Genomic DNA, 26,327 nt, shown 5'->3' on the forward strand with positions numbered 1-26,327 from the left:
GGTGGTCCGACCTTGGGTATGTCAGTCGACCGCGATGATCGCGTCGACCTCTACCGCCGCACCCAGCGGCAGCACCGCCACGCCGACGGCGGAGCGCGCGTGCTTGCCCGCGTCGCCGAACAGCGACACCATCAGGTCGGACGCGCCGTTGGCGACCTTGGGCTGGTCGGTGAAATCCGGGGTGGAGTTCACGAACACGCCCAGCTTCACGATGCGGCGCACGCGCGACAGGTCGCCGTTCAGCGCCGCCTTCACCTGTGCCACCAGCATCAGCCCGCACAATTTGGCCGCGTCCTGCCCCTCTTCCAGCGACACGCCGTCACCCAGTCGGCCGGTGACCAGCTGTCCATCGCGGAACGGCAGCTGTCCGGAGATGTGGAGCATGCCGCCCGCCTCCACGACCGGCGTGTAGGATGCGACGGGGGCGGCCGCTTGTGGCAGGGTCAGGCCCAGGTCGGACAGGCGCTGGTCGATGGTGTCGGTCATGCTTCAACTCCCGAAAGGATGGGGGATGGGGTGGTCGGCGGGGCGGCCACGCCCGCCTCGAAACGGTCGGAGATCCAGGCCCGCGCCGCGCGCCAGTCGTCGATACGGGCATGGGCGTGCGGGGCGGCCGGGACACTGGGCGCCAGGTCGGGTTCCGACACCATGTGCAGCCGGTGGACATCGGGTGAGTGGCGCGCGACCGATTCGTGATGCACCGCCAGATCGTCGACGAACACGGTGACGGAGGCGCCGAATTCCGCGACCAGGCGGGCGACCGGCGGACCCTTGCCGCCCTGGTTGCACTCCACCCGGTGTTCGATGCCGAACCGGGCGAGCTGCTCGATGCGCGGCTGGCGACAGACATCGTGCAGGTTGGTCAGCACCACGATGTCCGCGCGTTCCGCCAGCGCGGCGAGGGCGTCTGCGGCGTGCGGCACCAACGTCTGGCGGTCCATTTCGGCCGGAAAGAACTCGTCCAGCAGGCCCCACATCTCGTCCTGGCTCAACGGATCGCCGCCGCTCCGTCGCCGGATGCGCTGTTCGAACGCGCCGTGCTGGATGGCGAAATCCATGTCCTTGGCCTCGTCCAGCCAGGTGCCGAAGTGCCGCACCATGTGCAGCAACACCTCGTCGCAATCGGTGATGAGCAGCGGGCGGCTCATCGTTCCAGCGCCTCGCGCGCGGCGACCAGGGCCGGCGGCGTGACGTCCAGCGCGCCGGCACAGGCGATCAGGTCCGCCTCATGCGCCTCGAGAAAGGACAGGCAGGCGGCCAGCACCGCCGGTTCCGCCGCCCGCGCGCGCAGATCGGCGGGGGTCAGGCCGGTGATGTCAATCAAGCGGGATGCTCGATCCGGCTCTTCCAGGGTCCAGACGAGCGCACGCAATGCGATCGCCTGCGGGTCTGTGTTTGTGTCGGGGTCCCGCAACGCCTATCTCTCTTGTCGATGGAAGACGATGCGCGCGTGGCAAAGAAGGTGCTCGTTGTCGAGGACAACGAATTGAACAGCAAGCTGTTCTGCGATCTGTTGCGGGCGCACGAGTTCGTGGCGGAGCCGGTGCGCGACGGTCGGGAGGCGGTGGCGCGGGCACGCAGCTTTGCACCCGACCTCATCATCATGGACATCCAGATGCCGCACGTGACGGGACATGAGCTGATCGTGGAGCTGAAGGGTGACGCGGATCTGCGCCGCATCCCGGTGATGGCTGTCACCGCCTATGCGGGTCGCGAGGACGAGGAGCGTATCCGCGCGGCCGGGGCGGACGCCTATGTGTCCAAGCCGATCAGCCTGTTGCGCTTCATGGAGGCCGTGAACCGGCTGATCTGAACGGCCGCTCGGCGTGACTGCCCAACGTTGATGTGTGCGGGTGACGAATCGCCCCCGCGTTTTGTCAGGCGTCCTATGTCCGCCATGCAATGAGGGGGCCGGCCCGCCGCGTTTCTGCGACCTGCCGAGCCCCGCCATCACGGAACGGGTGTCCGGTGTCAGGCCTTCTTGGCGCTGAGATGCGCGCTGAGGTGCTTGTTCATCTCGAACATGCTGGCCGACTTCTTGCCGAAAATCTTTTCCAGCTTGTCGTCGGCGTTGATCTGCCGCTTGTCCTTGGCGTCCTGCAGGTCGTGCTTCTTGATGTATTCCCATACCTTGCTGACCACCTCGCTGCGGGGCAGGTCGTCCTTGCCGACGATCTCGGCCAGCTCGGCGGAGGGGGTGACGGGGGCGGTGATGCCGCCGCGCGCGCCGCTTGCCGCCTTGCCGGTCGACTTCACCTTCTTCTCGGCCGCCGCCGTTTCATCCTTGCCGCGCTTTTCCGCCGAACGTGCCATGATGTTCCTCCGTGCTTGAGTCTTGCTGCCTTGTAGCAGGCATATACGCGGATGAACCATCTTCGTTGCGCTTCCGCAAGGGAGGCGTGGCACGGCGTGCGTCGGAACGGCACGCAGGCGGCTTGCGGGCGCGCGGATGAACGCGGTAGTCCGCCCGGCATGACAGACACGCTTGCGCCCGCATCGACCTCCCCAACCGCCGCCGATCACGGTGCCGCGCGGCTGTCGCGCCTGATGGCGCGCGGCGCGGACTTCCTCGGTTCGCGCGTCGCGGTGATGGGCGGCGCGATGTCCTGGGTGTCGGAGCGCAACCTGGTCGCCGCGATCAGCAACGCGGGCGGGTTCGGGGTGATCGCGTGCGGCGCCATGACGCCCGACCTGCTGGACCGGGAGATCGCCGGGACACGCGCGCTGACCGACCGGCCCTTCGGCGTGAACCTGATCACCATGCACCCGCAGCTGTTCGACCTGATCGCCGTGTGCGTGCGCCACGGCGTCGGCCATGTCGTGCTGGCGGGCGGATTGCCGCCCAAGGGATCGCTGGAGGCGATCAAGGCAGGCGGGGCGAAGGTCGTCTGCTTCGCACCAACGCTGGCGCTCGCGAAGAAATTGATTCGGACCGGAGTCGATGCCTTGGTGATCGAGGGGATGGAGGCCGGCGGCCATATCGGTCCGGTGTCCACCAGCGTGCTGGCGCAGGAAATGCTGCCGGAAATCGCGGACGCGGTGCCGGTGTTCGTCGCCGGCGGCATCGGCCGGGGTGAGGCGATCGCGGGATATCTGGAAATGGGTGCGGCCGGGGTGCAGCTCGGCACGCGATTCGTCTGCGCGACCGAATCGATCGCCCATGCCAATTTCAAGAAGGCGTTCATCCGCGCCTCCGCCCGCGACGCGGTGGCGTCGGTGCAGATCGACCCTCGCCTGCCGGTAATCCCGGTCCGCGCGTTGAAGAATTCGGCGTCCGACCTGTTTTCCGCCAAGCAGCGCGAAGTGGCCGGGCGGCTGGACGAGAATGCGGTCGCGATGGCCGAGGCGCAGCTGGAGATCGAGCATTACTGGGCGGGCGCGCTGCGCCGTGCGGTGATCGACGGCGATGTGGAACATGGTTCGGTGATGGCCGGCCAGTCGGTTGGCATGGTCCGCCAGGAGGAACCCGCCGCGGCGATCCTGGGCGAGCTGATGGATGAGGCCGCCGCCGCGCTGGGCCGTCGCGGGGGCTGATTTTCTCCTCCCGCCGGTACGCGAACGGCCGTGACATGGCCGCCGCCGGTCGCCGCAACCTTTCGTTAACCGTAAAAGCAGATACGAGAGGGTACGGTTAACCACGTGCTTTTCGAGGATTCGGCCATGCGGCGTTCCGTACTGATCGTGCTGCCCTTGCTGGCGGGGTGTGCCACCCGCACGCCGGTGGCGGTTGTGACGCCGCCGCCCGAGCCGACACCGGTGGTGGCCGCGCCGATGCTGCCGCCGGGCGCGACGCCGGGCATGCGCATCCCGGCGGTTCTGGCGGACGGCAGCTATCCCACGCCCAATCGCAACCTGACCGCGGCGGCGGCGGTGTGGCACCTGCGCGCGGGGCTGAACGTCGCGGCGCTGTCCTGCCAGGGCGTGCAGGGCACCACGATCATCGCGGCGTACAACGCGCTGCTGGCGCGCGAAAAGGCGGGTCTAGCGGCGGCGGAGGCGCGCTATTCCGCCGAGTATCGTGCGGGCGGTGGTGACTGGCGCGACCGGTACGACGATTCCATGACGCGCTTGTACAATTATTACTCGCAAACCCCCGCGCGCCCGTCCTTCTGCGCGGCGGCGGAGCGGATCCTGGCCGCCGCCCCCGCGGTTCCCGCCGGCGGGCTGGACGCGTTCGCGCGGGCGCAGATGCCCGGCCTGGATCAGGCCTTTGTCGATTTCTACCGTGCCTATGACGCGTGGCGGATCGGAAGCTTGCGCATCGCGGCCGCGTCCGCCGCGCCGACGACCGCGATCGCCGTGTCCTCTCCAGCACCACTGGCGTCGGTTCCTGCCGTCGCCGTGCCGAGTGCCGCACCCGTTCAGTCCGCAGCCGTTCAGCCGGCGCCTGCCCAGCCGGTCCGCGTTCTGGCTCGGCCGACGCCAGCCCCCGCGCTGACCACACCGACGATCGCCGCGCCGGTCCGCGCCGCGACCCAGGCGCCGCCACCTGCGCCGCAGCCGGGCGCGCGGCCGTATCCCCGGCTGGAGATCGACCCGTCGGTGTTCGGCACGCCGGAGGTGGAGGGCCGCTGAGCGCGCCCGCACGGGCTTTCCCCGTCTGACTCCTTGGGTTAACAGGCCGGCGTGACCAGTCCGTCCGGCCTCGATCTGCCCGTTGCCGACCGACCCGCGGAGGGGCGGTTCGACGGCGGCGTGCACCATTTCCCGCTGCGCGTGTATTTCGAGGACACGGACCTGTCGGGCGTGGTCTATCACGCCAATTACCTGCGCTACATGGAACGGGCGCGATCGGACATGCTGCGCATCGCCGGCATCGACCAGCGTGCGTTCTTCGAGGGCGGCGGCGGCGCCTATGCGGTGGCCGACGTGCAGTTGCGCTTCCGTTCGCCGGCGCGTCTGGACGACGCGCTGATGGTGGTGTCGCGGCTGGAACGCGTGCGCGCCGCCGACGTCCTTGTTCATCAACAGGTCAGGTGCGGCACCGCCTTGCTGGCGGAGGCGCGGATCACCGTCGCGCTGGTATCCGCCAGCGGCCGGCCGACGCGGCAACCGCCGCACTGGATCGCCATCTATCAAGGCCTTGTCGGCCAGGGAGAGTTGCAACGCCCATGAACCCCGTCTTCAACATGGACGCCGCGACCCTGTCGCCGGTGGCGCTGTTCCTCCAGGCGGACATCGTCGTGAAGGTGGTGATGGCCGGCCTGCTGCTCGCCAGCATCTGGAGCTGGGCGATCATCGTGTCTCTGGTCGTGCGCCTGGGCCGCACGCGCAAGGGCATGGCCCGGTTCGAACGCGATTTCTGGAAGGCGGACGACATCGACGCCTTTCACAAGAAGGAGGCGGAGGGCGACCTGCCGTCCACGCGCGTGCTGGCGGCGGGCATTTCCGAATGGCGCCGATCCACCGCCGGGACCGCGATCGACAAGGCGGGCACGCGGGAACGGCTCGCGACCGCGATGGGCGCGGCGGCGGCGGGGGAGGTCGATCGCCTGTCCGATCGGCTGAACGTGCTGGCGACCGTCGCCTCCGCTTCGCCGTTCGTCGGCCTGTTCGGGACGGTGTGGGGCATCATGCGCAGCTTCACCGGTATCGCGCAGGCGCAGAACTCGTCGCTGGCGGTGGTCGCGCCGGGGATCGCGGAGGCGCTGTTCGCAACCGCGATCGGCCTGTTCGCGGCGATCCCGGCACTGATCGCCTATAACCGCTTCAACCATGCGATCGGCCGGATCGAAGCGGCGCTGAACCGCTTCGCCGATGGCTTCCACGCCACCCTGTCGCGCCAGCTGGACGGGGCACGCTGATCCCGTGGCGGTGAACCTTCCTTCGGGTCGGGGGCGCGGGCGGCGCGCGCCGATGGCGGACATCAACGTCACGCCACTGGTCGACGTCATGCTGGTGCTGCTGATCATCTTCATGGTCACCGCGCCGCTGCTGACCGCCGGCGTGCCGGTGAACCTGCCCGACAGCCGGGCCAAGGCGCTGGACCAGGAAAAACAGCCGATCGAACTGTCGATCGACGAACAGGGCCGCCTGTTCATCGACAAGGACGAGGTGAACGAGGGCGATCTGCCCGCACGCCTCGACGCGATCGCGAACAAGGCGGTCGGCGCCGACCAGCCGCCGCAGATCTACCTGCGCGCCGATCGGGGCCAGAATTACGGCCGCGTCGCCAATGTCATGGGCGAACTCAGCCGCGCGGGCCTGACCCGCATCGCGCTGGTCACCAACGCGGGCGGCGAGGCGGCTGACGGCGGAACCGCCGGCCGCTGATGGAGCGCGCGGAGAAGATCGGGCTGGGCGTAGCCGTCGCGGGGCACCTCGTGCTCTTCGGCCTGTTGTCGGTCGGCTTTCTCGCCACGCCCAATCCCGAAAAGCTGAAGCAGCAGCCGGTCGAGGTCAGCCTGGTGACCGACGTGGCCAAGGAATCGACCGCGCCCAATCCGGCAGAGGCGGCGCAGTCGGTGGCGCCGGAAATCGGCGCCCCGGAAGAGGCCGCCGCGCCGGAGCCGGTCGAGGCGCCACCCGAGGCGAAGCCGGAACCCGCACCCGCGCCGCCCACCCCCGCGCCGCCCAAGCCGCAACCGAAGGCCACGCCGAAGCCGCAACCCCGGCCGGAGCCCAAACCGCAGCCACAACCCAAACCCCAGCCCAAGCCGGAGCCCAAGCCGCAGCCGGTGGCGAAGCCTGCGCCGAAACCGACTCCCAAACCCGCGCCTACGCCGAAGCCTGCGCCCGCAAAGCCGGCCCCGGCCAAGCCCGCACCCGCGAAGCCGGTCCCGGCCAAGCCGGCGCCTGCCAAACCGGCCACCACCAGCGGCGGGTCGGGCAAGCCGAACGCCACGCGCCCCGCGGCAAGCAGCGCGAAGCCGGCGACGCCTGCGCGCGGATCGGGGTCGAGCGCGACGGCCAAGGCGGAACGTCCGCGCGGCGGCCGTCTTGGCAACGACTTCCTCAAGGGCTTGGGTACCGAGCCGAGCAAGAGCAGCAACGCCGACGCCGCGCCCGCCGCGAAGATGGGCGCGCAACAGGCCGCGAACATCGGCTCCGCGATCCTGCGCCAGGTCCAGCCCTGCGCGAACCGCCAGGTGACGCCGGGACCGGGTGCGGAACGTATCCGGGTCGCGATCAACCTGCGCCTCAACCGCGACGGCACGCTGGCCGCGCGTCCGCGCGTCGTCGGCCATACCGGCGTCGACGACGACAACAGCCGCTATGTCGACCGGGTCGACGATCTCGCCATCGCCACGTTCGTCGGGTGCTCGCCGCTTAAGGGGCTACCCGAGGAGTTGTACGACGTTCAGAATGGCTGGAGCAACTTCACGCTCCGCTACAAGCTTCCGGGTTGACGCGCATGACCAAGGCCTATCTCCTCGTAACTGCCCTCCTTGCCCCTGCATTGTTCCTGTCGGGCAGCAGCGTCGCGCAGCAGGTGCCGCCACCTGCACCGGCTCCGGCGACGACAGCGGCAGCGCCCCAGGCCGGGCAGCCGGCGGGCGATCAGGCCGGCGGGCTGGTGGTGGATGTGGAGGGGGGCACCAGCTCCCCAACGCCGATCGCGATCCCGGTGATGCCGGCGGCGCAAATCATCGATACGCCGGCCGGCTCCACCGATGCGGTGGGGCGGCAGTTGTCGGACATCGTCGCCAACGACCTGCGCAATTCCGGCCTGTTCACGCCGCTGCCGCCCGCGCAGTTGCGCACCGTGTCGGTGCCGGAGGTGACGGCCCCGGCCTATGATTATTGGGGCGGGACGGGCGCGCAGGCGCTGGTCCAGGGCTATGTGAAGGCGAACGGCGATGGCTCGCTGACCGTCGGCTGCTACCTGTACGACGTCGCGTCGAAGACCGAACTGGCGCGACAGGGCTTTGTCGTGCCGCCATCCGACTGGCGCCGTGCGGGGCACAAATGCGCCGATTCGATCTACACCCGCCTTACCGGGGAAGGGCCGTATTTCGACAGCCGGGTGGTGTACGTGTCGGAGACCGGGCCGAAGGGAAAGCGGATCAAGCGCCTGGCGATCATGGACCAGGACGGCGCCAACCACCGCTTCCTGACCAACGGCCAGTCGATCGTCCTGACGCCGCGCTTCGCGCCGAACCAGCAGTCGATCGTGTTCATGAGCTATGAGGGCAAGATCCCCTCCATCTACGTCTACGACCTTGGTTCGGGGCGCCCGCGACTGGTGGTACGCAATGCCGCGACCACCTTCGCCCCGCGCTTTTCCCCCGATGGCCGCTGGATCCTGTTCTCCATGGCGACGGGTGGCAACACGGACATCTACCGCGTGGCATCGCAGGGCGGGGAGCCGCAGCGCCTGACCGAGTCGCCCGGCATCGACACGGGTGGCAGCTATTCGCCCGACGGGTCGCGCATCGTGTTCGAAAGCGACCGGTCCGGCGGCCAGCAGATCTATGTCATGAATGCGGACGGATCGAACCAGCAGCGGATCAGCTTCGGCGGCGGGCGCTACGCGACCCCGGTGTGGAGCCCGCGCGGCGACCTGATCGCATTCACCAAGGTGTCGGGCGCATTCCGCATCGGCGTGATGAGCCCCAGCGGCGGGGGCGAGCGTCTGCTGACCAACAGCTGGCAGGACGAGGGGCCGAGCTGGTCGCCCAACGGCCGCGTCATCACCTTCTACCGGTCCAGCCGGGGCAGCCAGGGTAAGGCCGATCTGTGGATGGTCGACCTGACCGGCAATGTGGAACGCAAGATCCCGACGCCGCTCGACGGGTCGGACCCGGCCTGGGGCCCGATCCGGCCCTGACGCCGTTTACGAGGATGTCGTTCATGGGGGCATGAACAGGACTAGTTTGAACCACGGGAGTTGATCATGGCTAAGCTTCATTCCACCATCCTGGCCGCCACCGCGCTGATCGCGCTGGCCGGCTGCGCGAAGAAGCGGCCTCCGGTCCTGCCGCCGGCACCCGCCCAGAATGCGGGCGAGGTTGGCGCCAACACGCCGGGCACTGGCATGGACAACGGCGCGGTGGTGCCGGGTTCCGACGCCGATTTCCGTCGATCGGTGTCGTCCAACACCATCAACTTCTCGCTCGACGAGTTCGATATCGACGCGACCGCGCGCGGCATCCTGGACAGCCAGGTGGAATGGCTGAACCGCTATCCCCAGGTCCGCATCACCATCGAGGGGCATTGCGACGAGCGCGGCACGCGTGAGTACAACCTGGCGCTGGGCGATCGCCGCGCCAATTCCGCGAAGAACTATCTGGTCGCGCGCGGCATCGACGCGTCGCGGGTCAGCACCATCAGCTATGGCAAGGAACGCCCCGTCGCGCTGGGGTCGGACGATGCGTCCTATGCCCAGAACCGGCGCGCCGTGACGGTGGTGATCGGCCGCTGATCCCGGATCGGCCGGGGCGCGGCGAGCCTGCCCGACCCGGCCATACCGGAACCCGATCCGTTTCGGGCTCGTTCCGATCCGCATGAACAATACCGTTGTCGCGCATGTGACCCCGCCGCCGGTGCTGGACCCGGTCAGCACGGTGGTCGCCACGCTCCATCTGTGGTGGAACAGTTTCGCCAAGGCGCTGCCCAGCATCGCGGGCGGCATCATCTTCCTGTTGATCGCCTGGGTGGTCGGGCGGCTGGTCGCGCGGGGTGTCCGCCGCGCCTTCTTCCACCGCGATTATGCCGATCTCGGCGGTGTGCTGGGATCGATCGCGTTCGGCTTCATCATGCTGACGGCCGTGCTGGTGGCCTCGGTGATCGTATTCCCCTCGGTGAAACCGGGCACGATCATCTCCAGCCTGGGCATCGGCTCCGTCGCGATCGGATTCGCGTTCAAGGACATCCTGCAGAACCTGCTGGCGGGCATCCTGTTGCTCATCAACCGACCGTTCCGCCGCGGCGACCAGGTCATCGTCAAGGGGTTCGAGGGGACGGTGGAGCACATCCAGAGCCGCGCAACGCTGATAAAGACTTATGACGGCCGGCGGGTCATCATTCCGAACTCGGACATCTACACCTCCGCCGTCACCATCCACACCGCCTTTCCGACCGTGCGCAGCCAGATCGAGGTGGGCATCGGCTATGGCGACGACCCGGATCACGCGATGCGCGTCTTTCGACAGGCGATGGCGGGGGTCGAGGGGGTGGAGCAGGACCCCGGTCCCGACGTGCTGGCGGTGGGCTTCGGCGACAGCACCGTGACGCTGCGAGCACGCTGGTGGACCGCGCCAAAGGTCACGATCGGCATCAAGGCGAAGGTGATCCTGGCGATCCGCCGCGCGGCGCAGGAAAACGGCATCGACCTGCCTTTCCCGACCACGACCGTGCTGTTCCACGACCAGACGGACGAGGCGGACGGCGACCGTACCCGCCAGCGGGAGGGCTGGCCCGCGGGCAACGATCCACCGCGCGCCCTGCGCGACGTACGCGTGAGTCCCGATCGGGCGGCGGGGCTGGCACAGGAGGACGCGCCGGCTGCCTAAGGTCGCCGACGCGCGTTCCGCGTCAGCCGGTCGGTGAACCGGCGCGCTGTGTCGCAAGGTCGCGGACGTGCAGCCAGTATGCGCGTTCCTGCACCGCATCCGCCAGGGCACGGTGCGCTGGCCGTCCGGACGGCCGATCCGCCTCGGCCTGGGCCAGCACGGCGGCGACCGCCGGACCCAGCGCGTCTTGAAGCAGCACCGGGGCCAGGATGTCCCGCGCGGTTTCGGCCCGGGCGTCCTCGCTGTCGCGCAGGCGCAAGGCATGGCGGGGCAGCCCGGCAGCGCGGAGCAGCGCGCTGAGCCACTTGCCATCCCAGGAGGGCGCGCTGGCGAACAGGTCGTGGCCGGACAGCACCTCCACCATCCGGCGCGCCACCACGTCGTGGGGCGTGCCGTCCCGCTCAAGCGTTTCACGGGCGATGCCGTGGATCGCCTGCGCCTCCGACGCCCAGTCGGTCCAGCCGGACGCGGGGCGGATCAGGTAATCCTCATCCCGGCCATCCTCCCATGCCCAGCCGACCTCGATCGGATAGCTCTTGTCGGCCAGGGACGATGCTTCGAAATCGAGGAAGACGCGCACGGGGTCAGCTCAGCTCGTACCAGACGGGCGCGGTGGACAGCAGGCGGCCGGCGTCGCGCTCGCCACCCTCGAAGCGGATCGCGCCCTGTGCCGCATCGCCGCGCAACAGGCAGGCCAATCGGAACACGCGGTCGCCATGCCGCCGCTCGAAGGCGAGGACACGGCCCGTGGCGTCGCCGGTCACCGCTGCCGCGCGGTAATCGCCATGCGCGAACAGGTCCGGCTGTTCGCGACGAAGCTGCAACAGGGCGGCGAGCAACGCCATCTTGGCCGGCGCGGCACCATCCAGCGCGGCGCGGCGCGCGGCATAGTTCACGGGCCGGCGATTGTCCGGATCGACAAGGCTCAGGTCCGCGAACTCGGTACCCTGATAGAGGTCGGGCACGCCCGGAACCGTGCAGCGCAACGCGACCTGTATCAGGCTGTTGCGCTCCGCCGCCGGTGCGATCTCCGCGACGAAGCGTGTCACGGCGCCTGCAAAGGCCTCATCCTCGATCAGCGCGCGGGCAAGCGTGTTGGCGCGGCCTTCATAATCCTCGTCCGGCGCTTCCCATGACGAGCGCAGCTTCGCCTCCCGCAGCGCCTTGGTCTGCCAGGAGGCGACGCGGTCGGCAAAGTCCGCCTCCGGCGTATCGGGCCACGCGCCGAGCAGCGCCTGGAACAGCATGTACCGGTCGCCCCGGTCGATATCCGCAACCATCCCGTCCGCGATCGCCTCCCACTCCGTCACGACGCTGCGCCAGCGGTCGGGGATCGCGCTCAGCACAGCCAGACGCGCGCGCGTGTCCTCGCCGCGCTTGTGGTCGTGCGTCGCGGTCGTCAGCATCGCGTTCGGCCAGTGCGCGGCACGCTCCGCCATCAGCGCGTGGAAGTCGCCGACGGCCATGCCCATCAGCCCGGCGTCGAAGCCGACATCGTTGCGCGACAGCAGCCGCCCGTACCGGTAGAAGGCGGTATCCTCCAGCGCCTTGGCTGCGATCGGCGCGGACAGCTGCTGGAACCGGCGCGCCGCCTCCGCGACCAACGCCGGATCGCCCGGCCCTTCTGCCGCCAGCCAAGCCAGGATCATGTCCGTGACGGCCCACTCGCCCGGGGGCACATGCGGCGCGACACGCCGGCGTGCCTCCGCCCGGATTGCGTCGTCGCTCTGCGGCGCGTCCGAACCGGTGCCATAGGTGCGGTACACGGGAAACACCCACAACAGTCGCTCGATCGCGCGGCGCAGCATTGCGGCGGTGATCCCGTCCGCGTCCGGCGTGGCATGGGCCAGCGTGACGAATGCTGCGCAGCAATGCTCCAGCTGGCCGGTGAACTGCCATGCCAGCAATTGCTGCCGCGCCAGCAGTTCTTCGGGGTGAAGGTTCGCGGATCGGCCGCTCACGTCATGCCACAACCGTCCCAGCGGCTCCGCCCCCGCCGGATCGTGAAGGACGGCGCTCACCTGTTCCATGAAGTCGTAGCCGCTGGTGCCGTCGATGCCCCAATCGGTCGGCAGCTTCTCTCCCGGCCCCAGGATCTTTTCCACCACGATCCACGCCGGTCCGGCTGGAGCGTCATCGAGGCGGGGCAGCGCGTCGAGCCTTGTGCGCAGCGTGCGGCAATAGGCGGCCGGGTCCGTCAGCCCGTCGACATGGTCGATGCGGACGCCGTCGATCAGCCCCTCGGCATACAGGCGAAAATACAGCGCGTGCGTCGCCTCGAACACCGCGGGGTCCTCGACCCGCACGCCGGCCAGCTCGTTGATCGAGAAGAACCGGCGCCAGTTCAGCTCGTCATTGGCGACGCGCCACCAGGCCAGGCGATAATGCTGCCGGTCGAGCAGCACGGGCAACGGCAGCTCATCGGGCGCGTCCTGATCCGCGTCGCGAAGGGGAAAGCGATGCTCGCCATAAGCGACCAGCCACCAGCGATCGTCGTACCGCTCCACGCTCAGAGCACCGTCGCGGATCGCCTGCGGCAACGGCGTGCCCAGCACGGGCAGGACGATGCGCTGACGGAAATCGATGTCGAACACCGCCGCATGGTCGCTCGCCTGGCCGTGCATCAGCACGTCGTTCCACCACGCATTGGCCCCGCCCGCCACGCCCATATGGTTGGGGACGATGTCGATCACGACACCCATGCCGCGCGCCCTGAGTGCGGCGACCAGCCGGCGGAACGCGTCCTCGCCGCCCAGTTCGGGGTTGATGCAGGTCGGATCGACCACGTCGTACCCGTGCGTCGATCCGGGGGCGGCGACCGTGATGGGGGAGGCATAGACATGGCTGATCCCCAGCCGGTCGAGATATGGCACCAGCGCCTCCGCATCGGCGAAGGTGAAATCCTTGTGGAACTGGAAACGGTAGGTGGCGCGCGGGGTCATCCGGGTCTTTCGTTGGTAAGCAGGGCGGTGCGGCGGGCGACATCGGGGCTGGCGAGCATCGCATCCGTCGCGTCGGGCATGCGGCGGCGCCAGTTGGGATGTTCGTCGATCGTGCCCGGCAGGTTGGGTTGCTCCTCCAGCGCGGCCAGATCCTCCAGCGGCACGATCGCGAGGGGGGCTGGTGCGGCGGCGACGGCGGTCAGGATGGTGTCGATCGGCGGCGTTTCCGGCGGTTCACCCGTGCCGCCGACCGCGCGCCACATCGATGCGCGTTCGCCCTTGCGCTCGTCGCGGCGATCCGCCTCGCAGGTGGAGGCATCGCCACGCCCCAGCCGGCACGCCCAGTCGATATCGCGCCCGCGCCACCATCCGGCCAGGGTCGGCGTGTCGTGGGTGCCCGTCATGGCGACCGCCTGCCGATCCCACTTTGCCGGCGGAACAAAGGTACCGGCCTTGTCCCGCTCGAACGGCAGCACCCGCATGCCCAGCATGCCGCGTGCCGCCAGATCGTCGCGGAACCCAGGGGGCACGGTTCCCAGATCCTCGGCGATCACGACCGCGCCCAGACCGTCGTCCGCACGGTGCGCCTCTATGGCGATGATCCGTTTCAGCGTTTCGCCCGGCATGGTCAGGTACGCGCCCTCCGCCGCGCTCGCGCCCTCCGGAATGACCCACAGCCGGTCGAGGCCGAGCGCGTGGTCGATCCGGATGCCGCCGGCATGGGCCAGGGCGGCGCGGATCGTCTCGATGAAGGCGGCGAAGCCCGTGCGTGCAAGGGCGAACGGATCGAGCGCGGTGATGCCCCAGCTTTGGCCGTCCGGGCCCAGCGGATCGGGTGGCGCGCCGACGGTCAGTCCGGTCAACAGGTCGCCGCGACGGCTCCAGCCGTGGCTGCCGCCGGAATCCATGCCGACGGCCAGGTCCGCGACCAGCCCGATGCGCATATGCTCGCGCGCCGCACGCTGCGCCTCGGCCAGCCCGCGCTCGGCCAGCCATTGCAGAAAGGCGTAGAAGGACACGTCCTGCGCGTGATCGGCGGCGAAGCGTTGCACTGCCTCCCCGGCGGGATCGCGATACGCGGTCGGCCAGTCGCGCCAGCCGCCGCCGCCAAGATGCGCGTGCATCGCGTCGAAGCGGGCATGCGCCTCCAACGCCTCACCCCGCTCCGCCCGGAACGCCGAAACCGCGCCCTGCACTCCATCGGCCGCAGTGTCGAAGACGGCACGCAGGTGCCGCAGGCGCGCCGCCACGCACTGGGGCCAGTCGATCAGGGCCGGTGCGGCCTCCTCCCCGAACGGGGCGCCGATCATTGCCGGATCGGCCAGCGCGACATTGTGGAACAGCCGGGTGGAGGGCGAGTAGGGGCTGAACCGGGTCGGGTCGGCCGGGAACAGCGCATGGGTCGGGCTGATCGCCAGCGCCGCCGCGCCAGCGCGCCCGAACGCCGCCGCGGATCGGGCCAGCGTGCCGAAATCGCCATAAGCGCCTGGGCGGTCGTCCCGCAGTGCCGGGATCTGCACGGCCGCGCCCCAGCCGCGCCCTTCAGGCACACGGCACCGGCGCGGCGCCACGGCCAGGGTGAAGTTGCGCTTGCCCGAGATCAGGCGGTGATAGCCGACCGTATCGATGGCGGGCAGGGCGCCGCCCTTTATCGTCAGCCGGCTGCTGGGACCGTCCTGCATCGCCAGCTCGACATCACCCGTCACGCCATCGGGCGCGGCGATTGCGGCCCCGGCCTCCGCCGTCAGGAACGGCTCAGTGGCCGCCGACATATCGAGCCGGTCGAGGATGGCCGCCAGGACATCGTCCGCGACACGCTGCGGACGGCTGTTCGCATCCTCCCAGTCGCATTGCAGGCCGGCGGCGGCGGCGCGGGCGTGAAGGTCGCTCATCGGGCAATCCAGGCGACGAAGCGGCTGCCGTCGGTGAACAACGGTTCTGCGATGTCGGGCAGCGCGGCCGGGGTGTCGCCCAGGTCGATCGCCACCGACAGCGTCGACCCGTCCCCCAGCCGCCAGCGTGCCGTGACCGCCGCCTCTCCGCGCGCCTCCGCACCGATGGCGGTGGCGCCGGGCAAATGCGGCACGATGCGGTCGCGCCGCAGTGCCAGCAACTCGGCGTACAACGCGCGCCAGGCAGCGGCATCGGGACCCGGTTCCGGGCGCGAAGCCTCGAAGGTTGCCGGCGCGTTGGGGTCGGGGATCGCCTCCCGCGCCGCTTCGTCGGCAAAGGCGACGAACTTGGCGAACTCGCGCCGCCGGCCGTTGCGGACCGCATCGGCGAGTTCGTCATGGAAATCGGTGAAGAACAGGAACGGCGTCTCGCTGCCCAACTCCTCACCCATGAACAGCAGTGGGATTTGCGGGCATAGCAGCAGCAGCGCGGTCGCCGCGCGCAGCTTCGCCGGGTCGGCCAGCCGGGTCAGCCGATCGCCCATTGCCCGATTGCCGACCTGATCGTGATTCTGGAGAAAGGCGACGAACGCGGTCGGCGGCAGGTGCGCGCTCTTCGTGCCGCGCGGTCGCCCGTCATGGTTGGGCGATCCCTCTCCCTGATAGATGAAGCCTTCCGCCAGACAGCGGGCCAGCCGCTCCGCCGGCCGATCCGCGAAGTCGCCATAATAGGCGCTCGTCTCCCCGGTCAGCAGCACGTGCAGGACGTTGTGGAAATCGTCGTTCCACTGCGCGTCATAACCATCCGCGCGCAGCCGTGCCGCGTCGTTGGACTCGTTTTCCAGCACCAGATGCACATGCCGATCGGGCAGGCTTTCGCGGATGTCGGCCGCCATGCGGTCGAGAAAGGCGGGGTTGTCGATCGCGTGCACCGCGTCGAAGCGCAGGCCGTCAAAGCGATATTCGTCCAGCCACATCAACGCGTTGTCGATGAAGAACCGCGCCACCGGCTCCTTGTCCACCGCCACCGCGCCGCCCCATGGCGTGTGCACTTCGGGGTGGAAGAAGCTGTCGGCATAGACGCCCAGGTAATTCCCGTCGGGCCCGAAGTGATTGTACACCACGTCCAGTAACACGGACAGGCCGAGGCCGTGCGCCGTGTCGATCAGCGCCTTCAGCTCGGCCGGGGTGCCGTAATCCTCCTGCACGGCATAGGGCAGCACGCCGTCATAGCCCCATCCGCGCGTGCCGCCGAACGCACCGACCGGCATCAGTTCGATAGCGGTGATACCGGCGGCGGCGATGTCGGGCAGGCGATCGGCAATGCCGGCAAACCCGTCCAGCACCCCGGCATGCACCTCCAGGATCACCATCTCGTGCCAGGGGCGGCCGCGCCAGTCGGGGTGGCGCCAGTCGTGATGCGTGTCGGCAACCACGCTCCACCCGTTGACACCGCCGGCCTGACGGCGGGATGCGGGGTCGGGCACGGCCTGATCACCCATGCGGAACCGGTAGCGCGCGCCCGGCCCGACCGGCAGGACGGCGGAGCGCCAGCCTCCGCCGTCGTCGCTCAGCAGGGCTGAAGGGCCGTCCTCCACCTCCATATGAGCGTCGCCGTCGAAATCGGGCGCCCACAAGCGAAAGCGGGTGGTGCCATCCGCCTGCGGCTCGGGTCCCCACCGCATCGCGCTTCCCCCGGTCATGCCACCTCCGCGATCGTCCAGGTCAGCAGCACGGCACCCTGCGGCGCGACTTCGTAGGATTCGCCGATCTCGACCTCGCCCTGTTCGGGCCGGGCGCTGTCGATCAGCACGGTGCGCCCCGTCCCCGGCGCGGGCAGGTCGAACGTGATCGGGTCGGCGGACGCGTTGAGCAGCAGCGACACCGCCTCCAGCGTGCCGTCCGCGTTGCGGACCGCACGGCGCATCAGCAGCGCGCGTCCTTCCGGGTTCTGCCAGTCCTCCGGCGACAGGGGTTGCCCGCGCTCGTCCCACCATTCCAGGTCGGCCACACCCTCACCGGTCGCATCCTCGCCGTACAGGAAGGCGGGCGCGCGCAGCGCCTGGAATCTGCGGCGGAGCGTGGCGAGCCGGGCGGTGAAGTCGATCATCGCCTCGCCATCCGGCGTGGCCGCGGCCTGCCAGTCGAGCCAGCTGATCGGATTGTCCTGGCAATAGGCGTTGTTGTTGCCGCCCTGCGTCCGCCCGAACTCGTCGCCCGCCACCAACATCGGCGTGCCGAGAGAAGCGAGCAGCGTGGTCATCATCGACCGCATCACCCGCCCGCGCGCGTCGTTGATCGCCGGATCGTCGGTTGGCCCTTCCGCGCCCCAGTTGCACGAATGGTTGTTGTCGTGACCGTCGCGATTGTCCTCGCCATTGGCCTCGTTGTGACGATCCTCGTACATCACCGTGTCGGCCAGCGTGAATCCGTCATGCGCGGACAGGAAGTTGATGCTGGCCCAGGGACGCCGCGCGCGCCGGTCGAACAGGTCGCCCGACCCCGCCAGTCGCGCCGCCAGGTCGGGCCGCTGCCCCGACTCGCCGCGCCAATATTGCCGCACCGTGTCGCGATACTTGTCGTTCCATTCCGCGAAACCGGGCGGGAAGTTGCCCAGCTGGTATCCGCCCGGACCCACGTCCCACGGCTCCGCCATCAGTTTCAGCCGGCCGAGTACCGGGTCTTGGCGTACCACGTCGAAGAACGCGGCGCCCGGGTCGAACCCGTAATCCTCGCGCCCCAGCGTCAGGCCCAGGTCGAAACGGAACCCGTCGATGCCGAAGCTGGTAGCCCAATAGCGTAGCGAGTCGGCGACCATCTGGATCACCCGCGCCTTGCTCATGTTCAGCGTGTTGCCGGTGCCGGTGTCGTTGGTCGCATAGCGTGGCTGATCCTTGACCAGCCGGTAATAGCTGGCGTTGTCCAGCCCGCGCCAGGAGAGCGTCGGCCCCTTTTCCGACCCTTCGCAGGTGTGGTTGTACACCACGTCCATGATGACCTCGATGCCGGCATTGTGCAGCCGGTGGACGGCGCGGCGCAGCTCGTCCTGATGCTCGGACGCCATGTACGCCTGTTCGGGCGCGAAGAAGCCGAGCGTGTTGTAGCCCCAGTAATTCCGCAGGCCCTTTTCCTGCAGGAACCGATCCTGGGTGAACGCCTGGATCGGCAGCAGTTCGATCGCGGTGACGCCGATGCGTTGCAGGTGCGCGATCACCGCCGGATGGCCCAGCGCCGCATAGGTGCCGCGTTCCCGCTGCGGCACCAGCTCCATCAGCTTCGTCATCCCCTTGACGTGCGCTTCGTAGATCACGGTGTCGGACCAGTGCGTGTTGGGCCGCCGGTCGCGCGACCAGTCCCAATGATCGTCGACCACCACCGCCTTGGGCATGGCGGGCGCGCTGTCGCGCTTGTCGAAGGACAGGTCCTCGCGCCGGCTGCCGATGCGATAGCCGTGTAGCGCGTCGGTCCATTTGATCTGCCCGTTCAGCTTGCGCGCATAAGGGTCGAGCAACAGCTTGTTGGCGTTGAAGCGATGTCCCGCCTCCGGCTCGTACCGCCCATGCGCGCGGTAGCCATAGACCAGACCCGGTTCCGCATTGGGCAGGTAGCCGTGCCAAACCTCGTCCGTGCATTCCGGCAGGAAGAACCGCTTCAGCTCGCGCTTGCCGGCCTGATCGAACAGGCACAGCTCGATGGCGTCAGCATTGGCGGAGAAGACGGCGAAATTGACGCCGAGGCCGTCAAACGTGGCGCCGAGAGGATAGGGTGAACCCGGCTGCAGCCGGTCCGACTGGAAGGGCAAGGATGCGCTCCGAAAATACTATGGACGTTGATGGAAGGCGACGACGAAAAGCCGCGCGCCGTACCAGGAGGGTCAGGCGCCGCGCATAGGAGCGCCGGCGTTACGGACTGAGATCAGCGCTTTCCCCGCGGCGGCGCCGCCTTGGCGGGCGCGCGGCTGCGGGCGGTGGTTCCCTCCAGATCGTCGCTGCCGACGCTGCGTGAGAAGTCCTGATCGCGGGTGACCGGCGCGGGTCCGTCCGACGCAGCGTCCGAAGTCTCAACCGCACCCGATGCGGAGGTCAGGTTCGCACCCTCCGCACTCGGATCGGCATCCGCCTCCTGCTCCGCCTGCTGCCAATGTTCCGCGTCCCGACCGTGCGGTTCGCCTTCCGTCTGCCAGATCTGGTAAGCCCGTTCGCGGATGCGGGCGGCGCGGTCGTCGGTCATCGGTATTCCCCTGTAACCGCCGCTCAACTCCCCCGCTTCATATTATGTTCATCCGCTGCGACGAGTCGTGGCCGCGCTGCTACCGGACGCTGTTCCACGGGCGCGACAGCAGCACGGCGCAGTTGATCAGGCCGACCAACGAATAGGTTTGGGGATAATTGCCCCACAATTCGCCGCTGACCGGGTCGATGTCCTCCGACAGCAATCCCGCCGGGGTACAGCGGGCCACCATCTCCTCGAACAACGCCCGCGCGTCGACAAGACGGCCGGTCGCGTGCAGCGCCTCGATCAGCCAGAAGGTGCACACGTTGAACGCCGTGTGCGGCAGGCCGAAATCATCCTCCGTGGCATAGCGCAACATGTGGCTGCCCCGGCGCAGCCCGTCCTCGACCGCGACCAGCGTTCCCCGAAAACGGGGATCGTCCGGCGCGAAGAAGCGCAGGTCGAGCAACTGGATGATGCTGGCATCCAGATCGTCGCCGCCGAACGTCGCGGACACACGCTGCGTGTCCGGCCGCCACGCCTCACCCTCGATCCGCTCACGCATCGCCTGCGCGCGGTCGGCCCAGAAGGCCTGCCGGTCGGCCAGCCCCAGCTGCTCGGCGGCATTGGCCAGCCGGTCGCACGCGGCCCAGCACATGGCGGCAGAATAGGTGTGGACATGCGCCTTGGTGCGGAGTTCCCACAGGCCGGCATCGGGCTTGTCATACACCTCCCACGCCTTTTCGCCGATCCTTTCCAGGGCGGCGAAATCGTCGGCATCGGCCATGCGGAACAGGCGGTGATCGAAGAACGCCTGCACGTTGCTGAGGACGATCTGGCCATAGGCGTCGTGCTGCACCTGCTCATACGCCTGGTTGCCGACGCGGACGGGTCCCATGCCGCGATAGCCGGGCAGGCGATCCTCGGTCCGCTCGATCAGCTTCGCCTCTCCGCCGACACCGTAGAGCGGCTGGATATGGCCGCCCTTCGCATCGTCGACGATGTTGCGGAGGTACTCCAGATACCCTTCCAGCACATCCAGCGCGCCCAGCCGGTTCAGCGCCTGCACCGTGTAATAGGCGTCGCGCACCCAGCAGTAGCGATAGTCCCAGTTGCGACCCGAATCGGCATGTTCGGGCAGCGACGTGGTCAGCGCCGCGACGATCGCGCCCGTCGCCTCGTGCTGGCACAGTTTCAGCGTGATGGCGGCGCGGATCACCACGTCCTGCCATTCCAGCGGCGTCGCCAGCCCGCGCACCCACTCGCGCCATTCCTCCGTGGTGCGATCCAGCATCGCGCGCAGCGTCACGTCCAGGTCGCCGCTGAACCGCTCATCCGGGCCGAGGAAGAAATGCAGCGCCCCTTCCAATCGGAAGAACGCCTCCGACCGAACGCGGTCGATCGACAGGTCGGTGGTCAGCCGCAACGGCTCCCCATCGGTCAGGAAGCGCAGATAGGTCGGGCCGCTGGTCGTCTCGGTCGGGCGGCCCCATCCAGTCGCGACGCGCAACACCGTGCGGATGCGCGGCTTCCCCGCCACCGGCACGACGATGCGGGCAAAGGCGGCCGGCCGGTAGAAGCGCCGCTCACGCAGGAAACGGGGGCAGAAATCGGTGACTTCCACCGCGTTGCCCTGCGCATCCTCGTGCCGGGTCACCAGGATCGGGGTGTTGCGCAGATAATGCTGCGTGGTCTTGATGCAGCCATCGACTTCGATCGACCAGAAGCCGGTTGCGGCGTCGTCATGGTCGAGCAGGGCGCAGAATGCGGGATCGCCATCGACGCGCGGCACGCAGCCCCAGACGAACCGACCCGCCTCATCGATCAGCGCGGATACCTGGCAATTGCCGATGGGCCAGAGGTTCACCGAGCGCATATTCCTCCACACAGACAAGAGCGGCAATCGGTCCCGACCCGAAACGACCGATGGAACCGTTGCTCCCAGAACCGCTCGTTCGCCGGGGTGTTCCCACGCCGCCCTTCAGAGCGCCGGCTCAGCCGGCGCGCGCCAGCCAGTCCTCCAGCGGCAGGTCGCTGGACGCGGCGGTGTCGGCACCCATGCTGTTGCGCATGATCTCCAGCGCCCAGTCGGTACGCTGCGTGTCCTCACCCGCCACGCAGTCGGATGGCACCCACAGTTCATATTCGCGCATGTGCGCGTCCGCAGCGGTGAACAGGACGCAGATGTCGGCGGCCACTCCGGTCAGGATCAGCCGGCTTGCGCCCAGGCGGGGCAACAGCGCGGGCAGGGTCGTCGCGTAGAAGGCGGAGGATTGCGGCTTCACGACGAAGAAATCGTCCTCGCGCGGCCGGACCTGATCCAGCAACGACTGGCCGCGCGCGCCGGTGCCTTCGACTCGCTCCACCAATCCCGCGCGATCCAGGTGCCATTCGCCGAAATTGTCGTTGGCGTAGATCACCGGCACGCCGCACCGATCCGCCTCGTCGCGCAGTGCGCGGATACCCTTGGCGGCACGCTCCGCCGGCCGATCCAGTTGCTCGGCGCCCTCGAACTCCAATGTGTTGACCATGTCGATGACCAGCAGCGCGGTCTTGCCCGGCGCATGGCCATCGGACGTTGGTTCGGTCACGTACCGGGCCGGTCGGGCTGATCCATCGTCATGCGGGCGTTCGCGTCGGCGACCTCGACCGCGTCGCTGAACGGCACCACGGCCAGTTGAACGCCCCGGTCGTCGGCGATCTCGATCTTGCCCTTCAGGTTGAAGCGGCCGTCCTTGATCTCGTCGCTGAGCAACGAGCGGATGGTGGTCACTGCCAGGGTGCGGGCGTCGCTCAGATCGGCGGCCTCCGCCCCTTCTTCGTCGTGGATGAAGCCGAAGCTGTTCGAAAGATGGAGGAAATACCGGGCCATCGGGCGACAACGCATAAGTGCCCCCAGGGTTCGGCTTATTTTTCGCCAAGTGTTTCCGGCCACGCATCCGCGGTCAGCACCGGCCGCGCCGCCAGCGTGTCGGCGTCGATGGCGCATCGCACGCCATCCGCGGAAAACGTCACTTCCGAAGGGCTGAGCGCGTGCAGCCGCTCGCCCACGCCGGCCACGCCACTTTCGCTGACCACCAGATAGGCCAGGTCGGAGCCGGAACAGCGCATCATCGCCTCCACCACCGTGCCGATCGTCGCGCCGCTGCGGTCGGTGACGCGCGTGCCGGGCAGTGCGCCGACCGGGAACAGCGTCGGCACGCGGGCCGCAGCGCTGCGGCTGGTCGCCCCCTTTGCGCCATCGTCGTAGCGCGCCTGCCGACCCAGCCATCGCCAGATGCCGATCAGGTTGACCAACGTGAGAAAGGCGTTGGACCACAGCAGGTTGCCCTGCCCGGTGGTCAGCGCGATGACGATCCACGCGATCGATCCGATCGTGAACACCACGAAGCCCCAGCCGGTGACGCGCGCGCCCAGATTGGATGCCGTCATCATCGCCGCGATCATGGTCGCGGCTGGGGCGATCCAGCCCGCCAGGTGTTCCAACGCGCTTCTCCCGCCCTGTTCACGCGCCAAACGGGCGAGGGACGTCTTACGCTCCATGGCGCGCCAGCTTTACCTGATCCGATCCGCCGCTACAGCACGCGCCATGGCCACCAACATCTCCAGGCGCGGGCTGCTGATCGGCGGTGGAGCGGGGGCGGGACTGCTGATCGCCTGGGGCGTATGGCCGCGCGAGTACGCCGCCAATTTGACTGCCGGTCCCGGCGATCACCTGTTCGGCGCGTGGCTGAAGATCGCGGAGGACGGCCGCGTCACCGTCGCCGTGCCGCAGGTCGAACACGGTCAGGGCGTGTACACCGCGCTGCCGCAGATCGTCGCGGACGAATTGGGCGCCGACTGGCGCACGGTCGGGGTGGAGGCGGCCCCGATAAACCCGCTCTACGCCAATCCGCTCGGCGTGACGGAGATGTTCGACGGCGCGCTGGGCCGGGTGCCCGCCCCCGTGCTCGGTGGCTGGGCGACACGCGCGACGCTGATGCTGACCGGCGGCTCCAGCTCGGTGCGGCAGTTCGAGGAGGACGCGCGGACCGCCGGCGCGACGGCGAGGGTGTTGTTGTGCAAGGCGGCGGCCGCGCGCTGGGATGTCGACTGGACCGCTTGCCGGGTAGAGGCGGGGTTCGTGCGACAAGGCGCGCGCAGGCTGCGCTTCGCCGAACTGGCGTCGGCAGCGGCCGGTGAGACGCCGCCCGACCCGCTGCCCATCGGGCAAGCGGGCGCGGGCAAGCTGATGGGACAGAACCTGCCCCGGCTCGACGCCCCGGCGAAGGTCGATGGTTCCGCCAACTTCGCCGCGGACATCCGGCTGGCGGACATGGTGCACGCCCGCATACGGCAGGGGCCGATCGGCGACACCCGGCTGATGTCGGTCGATCGTGCCGCCGCCGACCGGGTGCGCGGCATGGTGTCGGTGGTGGAGGCGCCCGGCTGGGTGGCTGCGGTCGGCACGACGTCCTGGTCCGCCGAGCAGGGTCTGGACGCGCTGGCGCCCCGCTTCGCGACCAGCGGGCATCTAGTCGACGACGCATCGATCGCGCGGTCGCTTGCCGATGCGCTGACGGCAGAGGGTACACGGATCGCCGGCGCCGGCGATCCCGCGCCGCTGCTCGGCGGCGGTGGCGTGATCGAGGCGCGGTACCAGGTCATGCCCGGCGTCCATGCCGCGATCGAGACGCCGGCCGCCACCGCCACCTATCGCGACGGCAGGCTGGAACTATGGATCCAGACCCAGGCACCCGCCGCCGCCCGCGCCCTTGCCGCAAGTGCCGCGGGCCTGTCCGAGGCGGCGGTGGTGGTGCATCCGATGATGATCGGCGGGTCGTTCGGCCAGGCGCTGGATCACCGCGTCGTGGAGCAGGCGGCGGTGCTGGCGATGCGGTTGAAGCGCCCGGTTAGCCTGACCTGGTCACGCGGCGAAAGCCTGTTGCACGACCTGTACCGCCCGCCCGCGCTGGCACGGATGCGCGCGCGCCTGGCCGCGAACGGCGCCGTCGCCGCATGGCACGCCGCGATCGCCGCACCCGACATGTCCCGCGCGCTCGCCGACCGGCTGCTGCCACAGGCGTTCGCCGCCGCGGAACTGGCGGGGCGCGGGGGCGACCGTATGGCGGCGGCGGGCGCGACGCCCCCCTATCGCCTGCCAGCCTGTGTCATCGACCATCATGGCGCCGATTGCGACCTGCCGACCGGCTATCTGCGCGGCGGGGCGCATGGCTACACAGCGTTCTTCACCGAAAGCTTCATGGACGAGCTGGCCGCCGTCACCGGTACCGAGCCGGTGTCGTTCCGCATCGCCATGCTGGGCGGCGACCCGCGTCTGGCCCGCTGCCTCTCCACCGTGGCCGCGCTTGGCGGATGGGAGGGCGGCGCGGCGGGCAGCGGGCAGGGCATCGCCTGCCACCGGTTCCGCGGCAGCGCGGTGGCGGTGCTGGCAGAGGCGCATGTGGAGGGCGGCCGGCCGGTCGTGGACCGGCTGGTGCTGGCCGCCGATTGCGGCCGCGTCGTCAATCCCGACCTGGTCCGTCAACAGCTGGAGGGCGGCCTGATCTTCGGCCTGGCGCATGCGATGGGCGCGACGACCGGGTTTGCCGGCGGTCTGGCGCAGGTGCGCGGCTTCGACACGCTGCGCCTGCCGCGCCTGCGCGACACACCCGACCTGACGGTGGAGCTGATCCGCAGCGACGAGCCGCCGGGCGGCGTGTCGGAACTGGCCGTGCCGCCGGTCGCGCCCGCGATCGCCAATGCGCTGCACGCGGCGACAGGCAACCGTTTCCGCAGCCTGCCGTTTGGGCAGGGCACATGACACCGCCCCCCAATCATCCCGCCATTCCGCCGCGCAAGGTCGGCGTGCTGCTCATCAACCTGGGAACGCCCGACGCCGCCGAACCGCGCGCCGTCCGCCGTTACTTGGCCGAGTTCCTGTCGGACCGCCGGGTCGTGGAGATCCCGCAGCTGATCTGGCAGCCGATCCTGCGCGGCGCGATCCTGACCACGCGCCCGAAAAAGTCCGCCCACGCCTATGCTCAGGTGTGGACGGAGCATGGGTCGCCGCTGGCCGCGATCACGCGGGCACAGGCGGAGGGCATTCGCCACGCCTTCGGCCCGGGTGTGCTGGTCGATCATGCGATGCGCTACGGGAATCCGTCGATCGGCGACCGGCTGCGCGCGATGAAGGATGCCGGATGCGAACGCATCCTGCTCGCGCCCCTCTACCCGCAATATTGCGCAGCGACCACCGCCACCGCCAACGACAAGGCGTTCCTGACGCTGGCCGCCATGCGCTGGCAGCCGGCGATCCGCACCCTGCCGCCCTATCACGACGATCCCGCCTATATCGATGCGCTGAAGCAGTCGGTGGAACAGGGACTGGCCGCGCTCGACTTCGAGCCCGATGCCGTGCTCGCCAGTTTTCACGGCATGCCACAGCGGACGCTGGAACTGGGTGATCCGTACCATTGCCACTGCCGCAAGACCGCGCGCCTGTTGTCGGAGGCGCTGGGGCGGGAGCTTCTGGTCACCTTCCAGTCGCGGTTCGGGCGCGCCAAGTGGCTGGAGCCTGCGACCGACACCGTGCTGGAGGGGTTGCCCGCACGCGGCATCAAGTCCGTCGCACTGGTCGCACCGGGGTTCAGTGCGGATTGCGTGGAGACGCTGGAGGAGCTCGCGATCCGCGGTCGCGAGACGTTCGAGCACTCGGATGGCGAACGCTTCGCCGTGCTGCCCTGCCTCAACGCCAGCGAGCCGGGCTTGCAAATGCTGCGCAGCATCGTGCAGCGAGAACTTGCCGGCTGGATCGACGCGCCTTAGCCTGCGGCCAAATTCTGCGG

26 protein-coding genes are annotated in these 26,327 nt (G+C 69.2%); 12 read left to right on the plus strand and 14 right to left on the minus strand.

The features are described from left to right. Nucleotides 1-21 precede the first annotated feature (21 nt). The 3 genes from BMX37_RS07000 to BMX37_RS07010 are packed head-to-tail and all read right to left on the minus strand — an operon-like array spanning nt 22 to nt 1,414. The gene (locus BMX37_RS07000) at nt 22-486 is read right to left on the minus strand and encodes a RidA family protein (protein ID WP_093664939.1); all 465 of its coding nucleotides are present in this window, start codon (nt 484-486) and stop codon (nt 22-24) included. Then, a complete protein-coding gene (locus BMX37_RS07005) occupies nt 483-1,148 on the minus strand; it encodes a hypothetical protein (RefSeq protein ID WP_093664941.1) in 666 nt (221 codons plus the stop codon). The genes BMX37_RS07000 and BMX37_RS07005 overlap by 4 nt, the downstream gene beginning before the upstream one ends. Further along, the gene (locus BMX37_RS07010) at nt 1,145-1,414 is read right to left on the minus strand and encodes a DUF3572 domain-containing protein (protein ID WP_093664943.1); all 270 of its coding nucleotides are present in this window, start codon (nt 1,412-1,414) and stop codon (nt 1,145-1,147) included. The genes BMX37_RS07005 and BMX37_RS07010 overlap by 4 nt, the downstream gene beginning before the upstream one ends. 36 nt (nt 1,415-1,450) lie before the next feature. Between BMX37_RS07010 and BMX37_RS07015 the strand changes: the two genes are divergently transcribed. After that, nucleotides 1,451-1,813, plus strand: coding sequence for a response regulator (locus BMX37_RS07015; RefSeq protein ID WP_093665355.1), 363 nt, complete (start codon nt 1,451-1,453; stop codon nt 1,811-1,813). A gap of 158 nt (nt 1,814-1,971) precedes the next feature. Here the strand turns inward: BMX37_RS07015 and BMX37_RS07020 are convergent, their stop codons facing one another. Further along, nucleotides 1,972-2,313: an SWIB/MDM2 domain-containing protein gene (locus tag BMX37_RS07020; RefSeq protein ID WP_170841882.1), complete on the minus strand. Its 342-nt coding sequence runs from the start codon at nt 2,311-2,313 to the stop codon at nt 1,972-1,974. A 234-nt stretch (nt 2,314-2,547) separates the two neighbouring features. Here BMX37_RS07020 and BMX37_RS07025 point away from each other — a divergent pair, with 234 nt between their 5' ends. The 9 genes from BMX37_RS07025 to BMX37_RS07065 all read left to right on the plus strand — a co-directional run bounded on the left by BMX37_RS07025 (nt 2,548) and on the right by BMX37_RS07065 (nt 10,454). Then, complete coding sequence (locus tag BMX37_RS07025) at nt 2,548-3,534, plus strand: NAD(P)H-dependent flavin oxidoreductase (protein WP_093665357.1); 987 nt, start codon at nt 2,548-2,550, stop codon at nt 3,532-3,534. 126 nt (nt 3,535-3,660) lie between these two features. Continuing rightward, a complete protein-coding gene (locus BMX37_RS07030) occupies nt 3,661-4,575 on the plus strand; it encodes a hypothetical protein (RefSeq protein ID WP_212611409.1) in 915 nt (304 codons plus the stop codon). Nucleotides 4,576-4,650: 75 nt separating this feature from the next. After that, the gene (locus BMX37_RS07035) at nt 4,651-5,115 is read left to right on the plus strand and encodes a YbgC/FadM family acyl-CoA thioesterase (RefSeq protein ID WP_093665358.1); all 465 of its coding nucleotides are present in this window, start codon (nt 4,651-4,653) and stop codon (nt 5,113-5,115) included. Continuing rightward, nucleotides 5,112-5,804 carry a protein TolQ gene (tolQ, locus tag BMX37_RS07040; RefSeq protein ID WP_093664945.1) on the plus strand — a complete coding sequence of 231 codons (693 nt, stop codon included), beginning with the start codon at nt 5,112-5,114 and terminating at the stop codon, nt 5,802-5,804. The genes BMX37_RS07035 and tolQ overlap by 4 nt, the downstream gene beginning before the upstream one ends. Before the next feature lie 4 nt (nt 5,805-5,808). Next, the gene (gene tolR / locus BMX37_RS07045) at nt 5,809-6,273 is read left to right on the plus strand and encodes a protein TolR (RefSeq protein WP_093664946.1); all 465 of its coding nucleotides are present in this window, start codon (nt 5,809-5,811) and stop codon (nt 6,271-6,273) included. Then, a complete protein-coding gene (locus BMX37_RS07050; RefSeq protein WP_093664948.1) occupies nt 6,273-7,349 on the plus strand; it encodes a cell envelope biogenesis protein TolA in 1,077 nt (358 codons plus the stop codon). The genes tolR and BMX37_RS07050 overlap by 1 nt, the downstream gene beginning before the upstream one ends. Nucleotides 7,350-7,354: 5 nt before the next feature. Continuing rightward, nucleotides 7,355-8,770: a Tol-Pal system beta propeller repeat protein TolB gene (gene tolB / locus BMX37_RS07055; RefSeq protein ID WP_093664950.1), complete on the plus strand. Its 1,416-nt coding sequence runs from the start codon at nt 7,355-7,357 to the stop codon at nt 8,768-8,770. A 66-nt stretch (nt 8,771-8,836) separates the two neighbouring features. Continuing rightward, nucleotides 8,837-9,364, plus strand: a complete 528-nt coding sequence (pal, locus tag BMX37_RS07060; protein ID WP_093664952.1) for a peptidoglycan-associated lipoprotein Pal — start codon at nt 8,837-8,839, stop codon at nt 9,362-9,364. An 82-nt stretch (nt 9,365-9,446) separates the two neighbouring features. After that, nucleotides 9,447-10,454 (plus strand): mechanosensitive ion channel family protein, encoded by a 1,008-nt coding sequence (locus BMX37_RS07065; protein WP_093664954.1) that lies wholly within the window; start codon nt 9,447-9,449, stop codon nt 10,452-10,454. Between the two features lie 22 nt (nt 10,455-10,476). Here the strand turns inward: BMX37_RS07065 and BMX37_RS07070 are convergent, their stop codons facing one another. From BMX37_RS07070 to BMX37_RS07115, 10 genes are all read right to left on the minus strand, one after another. Then, nucleotides 10,477-11,034, minus strand: coding sequence for a 3'-5' exonuclease (locus BMX37_RS07070; protein WP_093664956.1), 558 nt, complete (start codon nt 11,032-11,034; stop codon nt 10,477-10,479). Between the two features lie 4 nt (nt 11,035-11,038). Then, nucleotides 11,039-13,396, minus strand: coding sequence for a malto-oligosyltrehalose synthase (gene treY, locus BMX37_RS07075; RefSeq protein WP_093664958.1), 2,358 nt, complete (start codon nt 13,394-13,396; stop codon nt 11,039-11,041). Continuing rightward, nucleotides 13,393-15,288 (minus strand): 4-alpha-glucanotransferase, encoded by a 1,896-nt coding sequence (gene malQ / locus BMX37_RS07080; RefSeq protein ID WP_093664960.1) that lies wholly within the window; start codon nt 15,286-15,288, stop codon nt 13,393-13,395. The genes treY and malQ overlap by 4 nt, the downstream gene beginning before the upstream one ends. Continuing rightward, on the minus strand, nt 15,285-16,991 hold the full coding sequence (gene treZ / locus BMX37_RS07085) for a malto-oligosyltrehalose trehalohydrolase (RefSeq protein ID WP_244501441.1): 1,707 nt from the start codon (nt 16,989-16,991) through the stop codon (nt 15,285-15,287). The genes malQ and treZ overlap by 4 nt, the downstream gene beginning before the upstream one ends. After that, the gene (glgX, locus tag BMX37_RS07090; RefSeq protein WP_093664962.1) at nt 16,988-19,090 is read right to left on the minus strand and encodes a glycogen debranching protein GlgX; all 2,103 of its coding nucleotides are present in this window, start codon (nt 19,088-19,090) and stop codon (nt 16,988-16,990) included. Before glgX ends, treZ begins: the two co-directional genes overlap by 4 nt. Before the next feature lie 113 nt (nt 19,091-19,203). Further along, complete coding sequence (locus BMX37_RS07095; protein WP_093664964.1) at nt 19,204-19,518, minus strand: DUF2934 domain-containing protein; 315 nt, start codon at nt 19,516-19,518, stop codon at nt 19,204-19,206. Between the two features lie 79 nt (nt 19,519-19,597). Next, complete coding sequence (locus tag BMX37_RS07100) at nt 19,598-21,376, minus strand: glycoside hydrolase family 15 protein (RefSeq protein WP_093664966.1); 1,779 nt, start codon at nt 21,374-21,376, stop codon at nt 19,598-19,600. Nucleotides 21,377-21,494: 118 nt separating this feature from the next. After that, nucleotides 21,495-22,091 (minus strand): cysteine hydrolase family protein, encoded by a 597-nt coding sequence (locus tag BMX37_RS19135; RefSeq protein ID WP_093664967.1) that lies wholly within the window; start codon nt 22,089-22,091, stop codon nt 21,495-21,497. Next, the gene (locus tag BMX37_RS19140) at nt 22,088-22,372 is read right to left on the minus strand and encodes a DUF6894 family protein (protein WP_093664969.1); all 285 of its coding nucleotides are present in this window, start codon (nt 22,370-22,372) and stop codon (nt 22,088-22,090) included. The genes BMX37_RS19135 and BMX37_RS19140 overlap by 4 nt, the downstream gene beginning before the upstream one ends. A 35-nt stretch (nt 22,373-22,407) precedes the next feature. Continuing rightward, nucleotides 22,408-23,043 (minus strand): PRC-barrel domain-containing protein, encoded by a 636-nt coding sequence (locus tag BMX37_RS07115; RefSeq protein WP_093664971.1) that lies wholly within the window; start codon nt 23,041-23,043, stop codon nt 22,408-22,410. Here BMX37_RS07115 and BMX37_RS07120 point away from each other — a divergent pair. Continuing rightward, nucleotides 23,042-25,303, plus strand: coding sequence for a xanthine dehydrogenase family protein molybdopterin-binding subunit (locus tag BMX37_RS07120; RefSeq protein WP_244501442.1), 2,262 nt, complete (start codon nt 23,042-23,044; stop codon nt 25,301-25,303). The genes BMX37_RS07115 and BMX37_RS07120 overlap by 2 nt on opposite strands. Then, entirely contained in the window at nt 25,300-26,307 is a 1,008-nt protein-coding gene (hemH, locus tag BMX37_RS07125) for a ferrochelatase (RefSeq protein WP_093664973.1), read from the plus strand. Before BMX37_RS07120 ends, hemH begins: the two co-directional genes overlap by 4 nt. Nucleotides 26,308-26,327: the final 20 nt, after the last annotated feature.

It is taken from the genome of Sphingomonas gellani (assembly GCF_900110035.1).
Taxonomy (GTDB): domain Bacteria; phylum Pseudomonadota; class Alphaproteobacteria; order Sphingomonadales; family Sphingomonadaceae; genus Sphingomonas; species Sphingomonas gellani.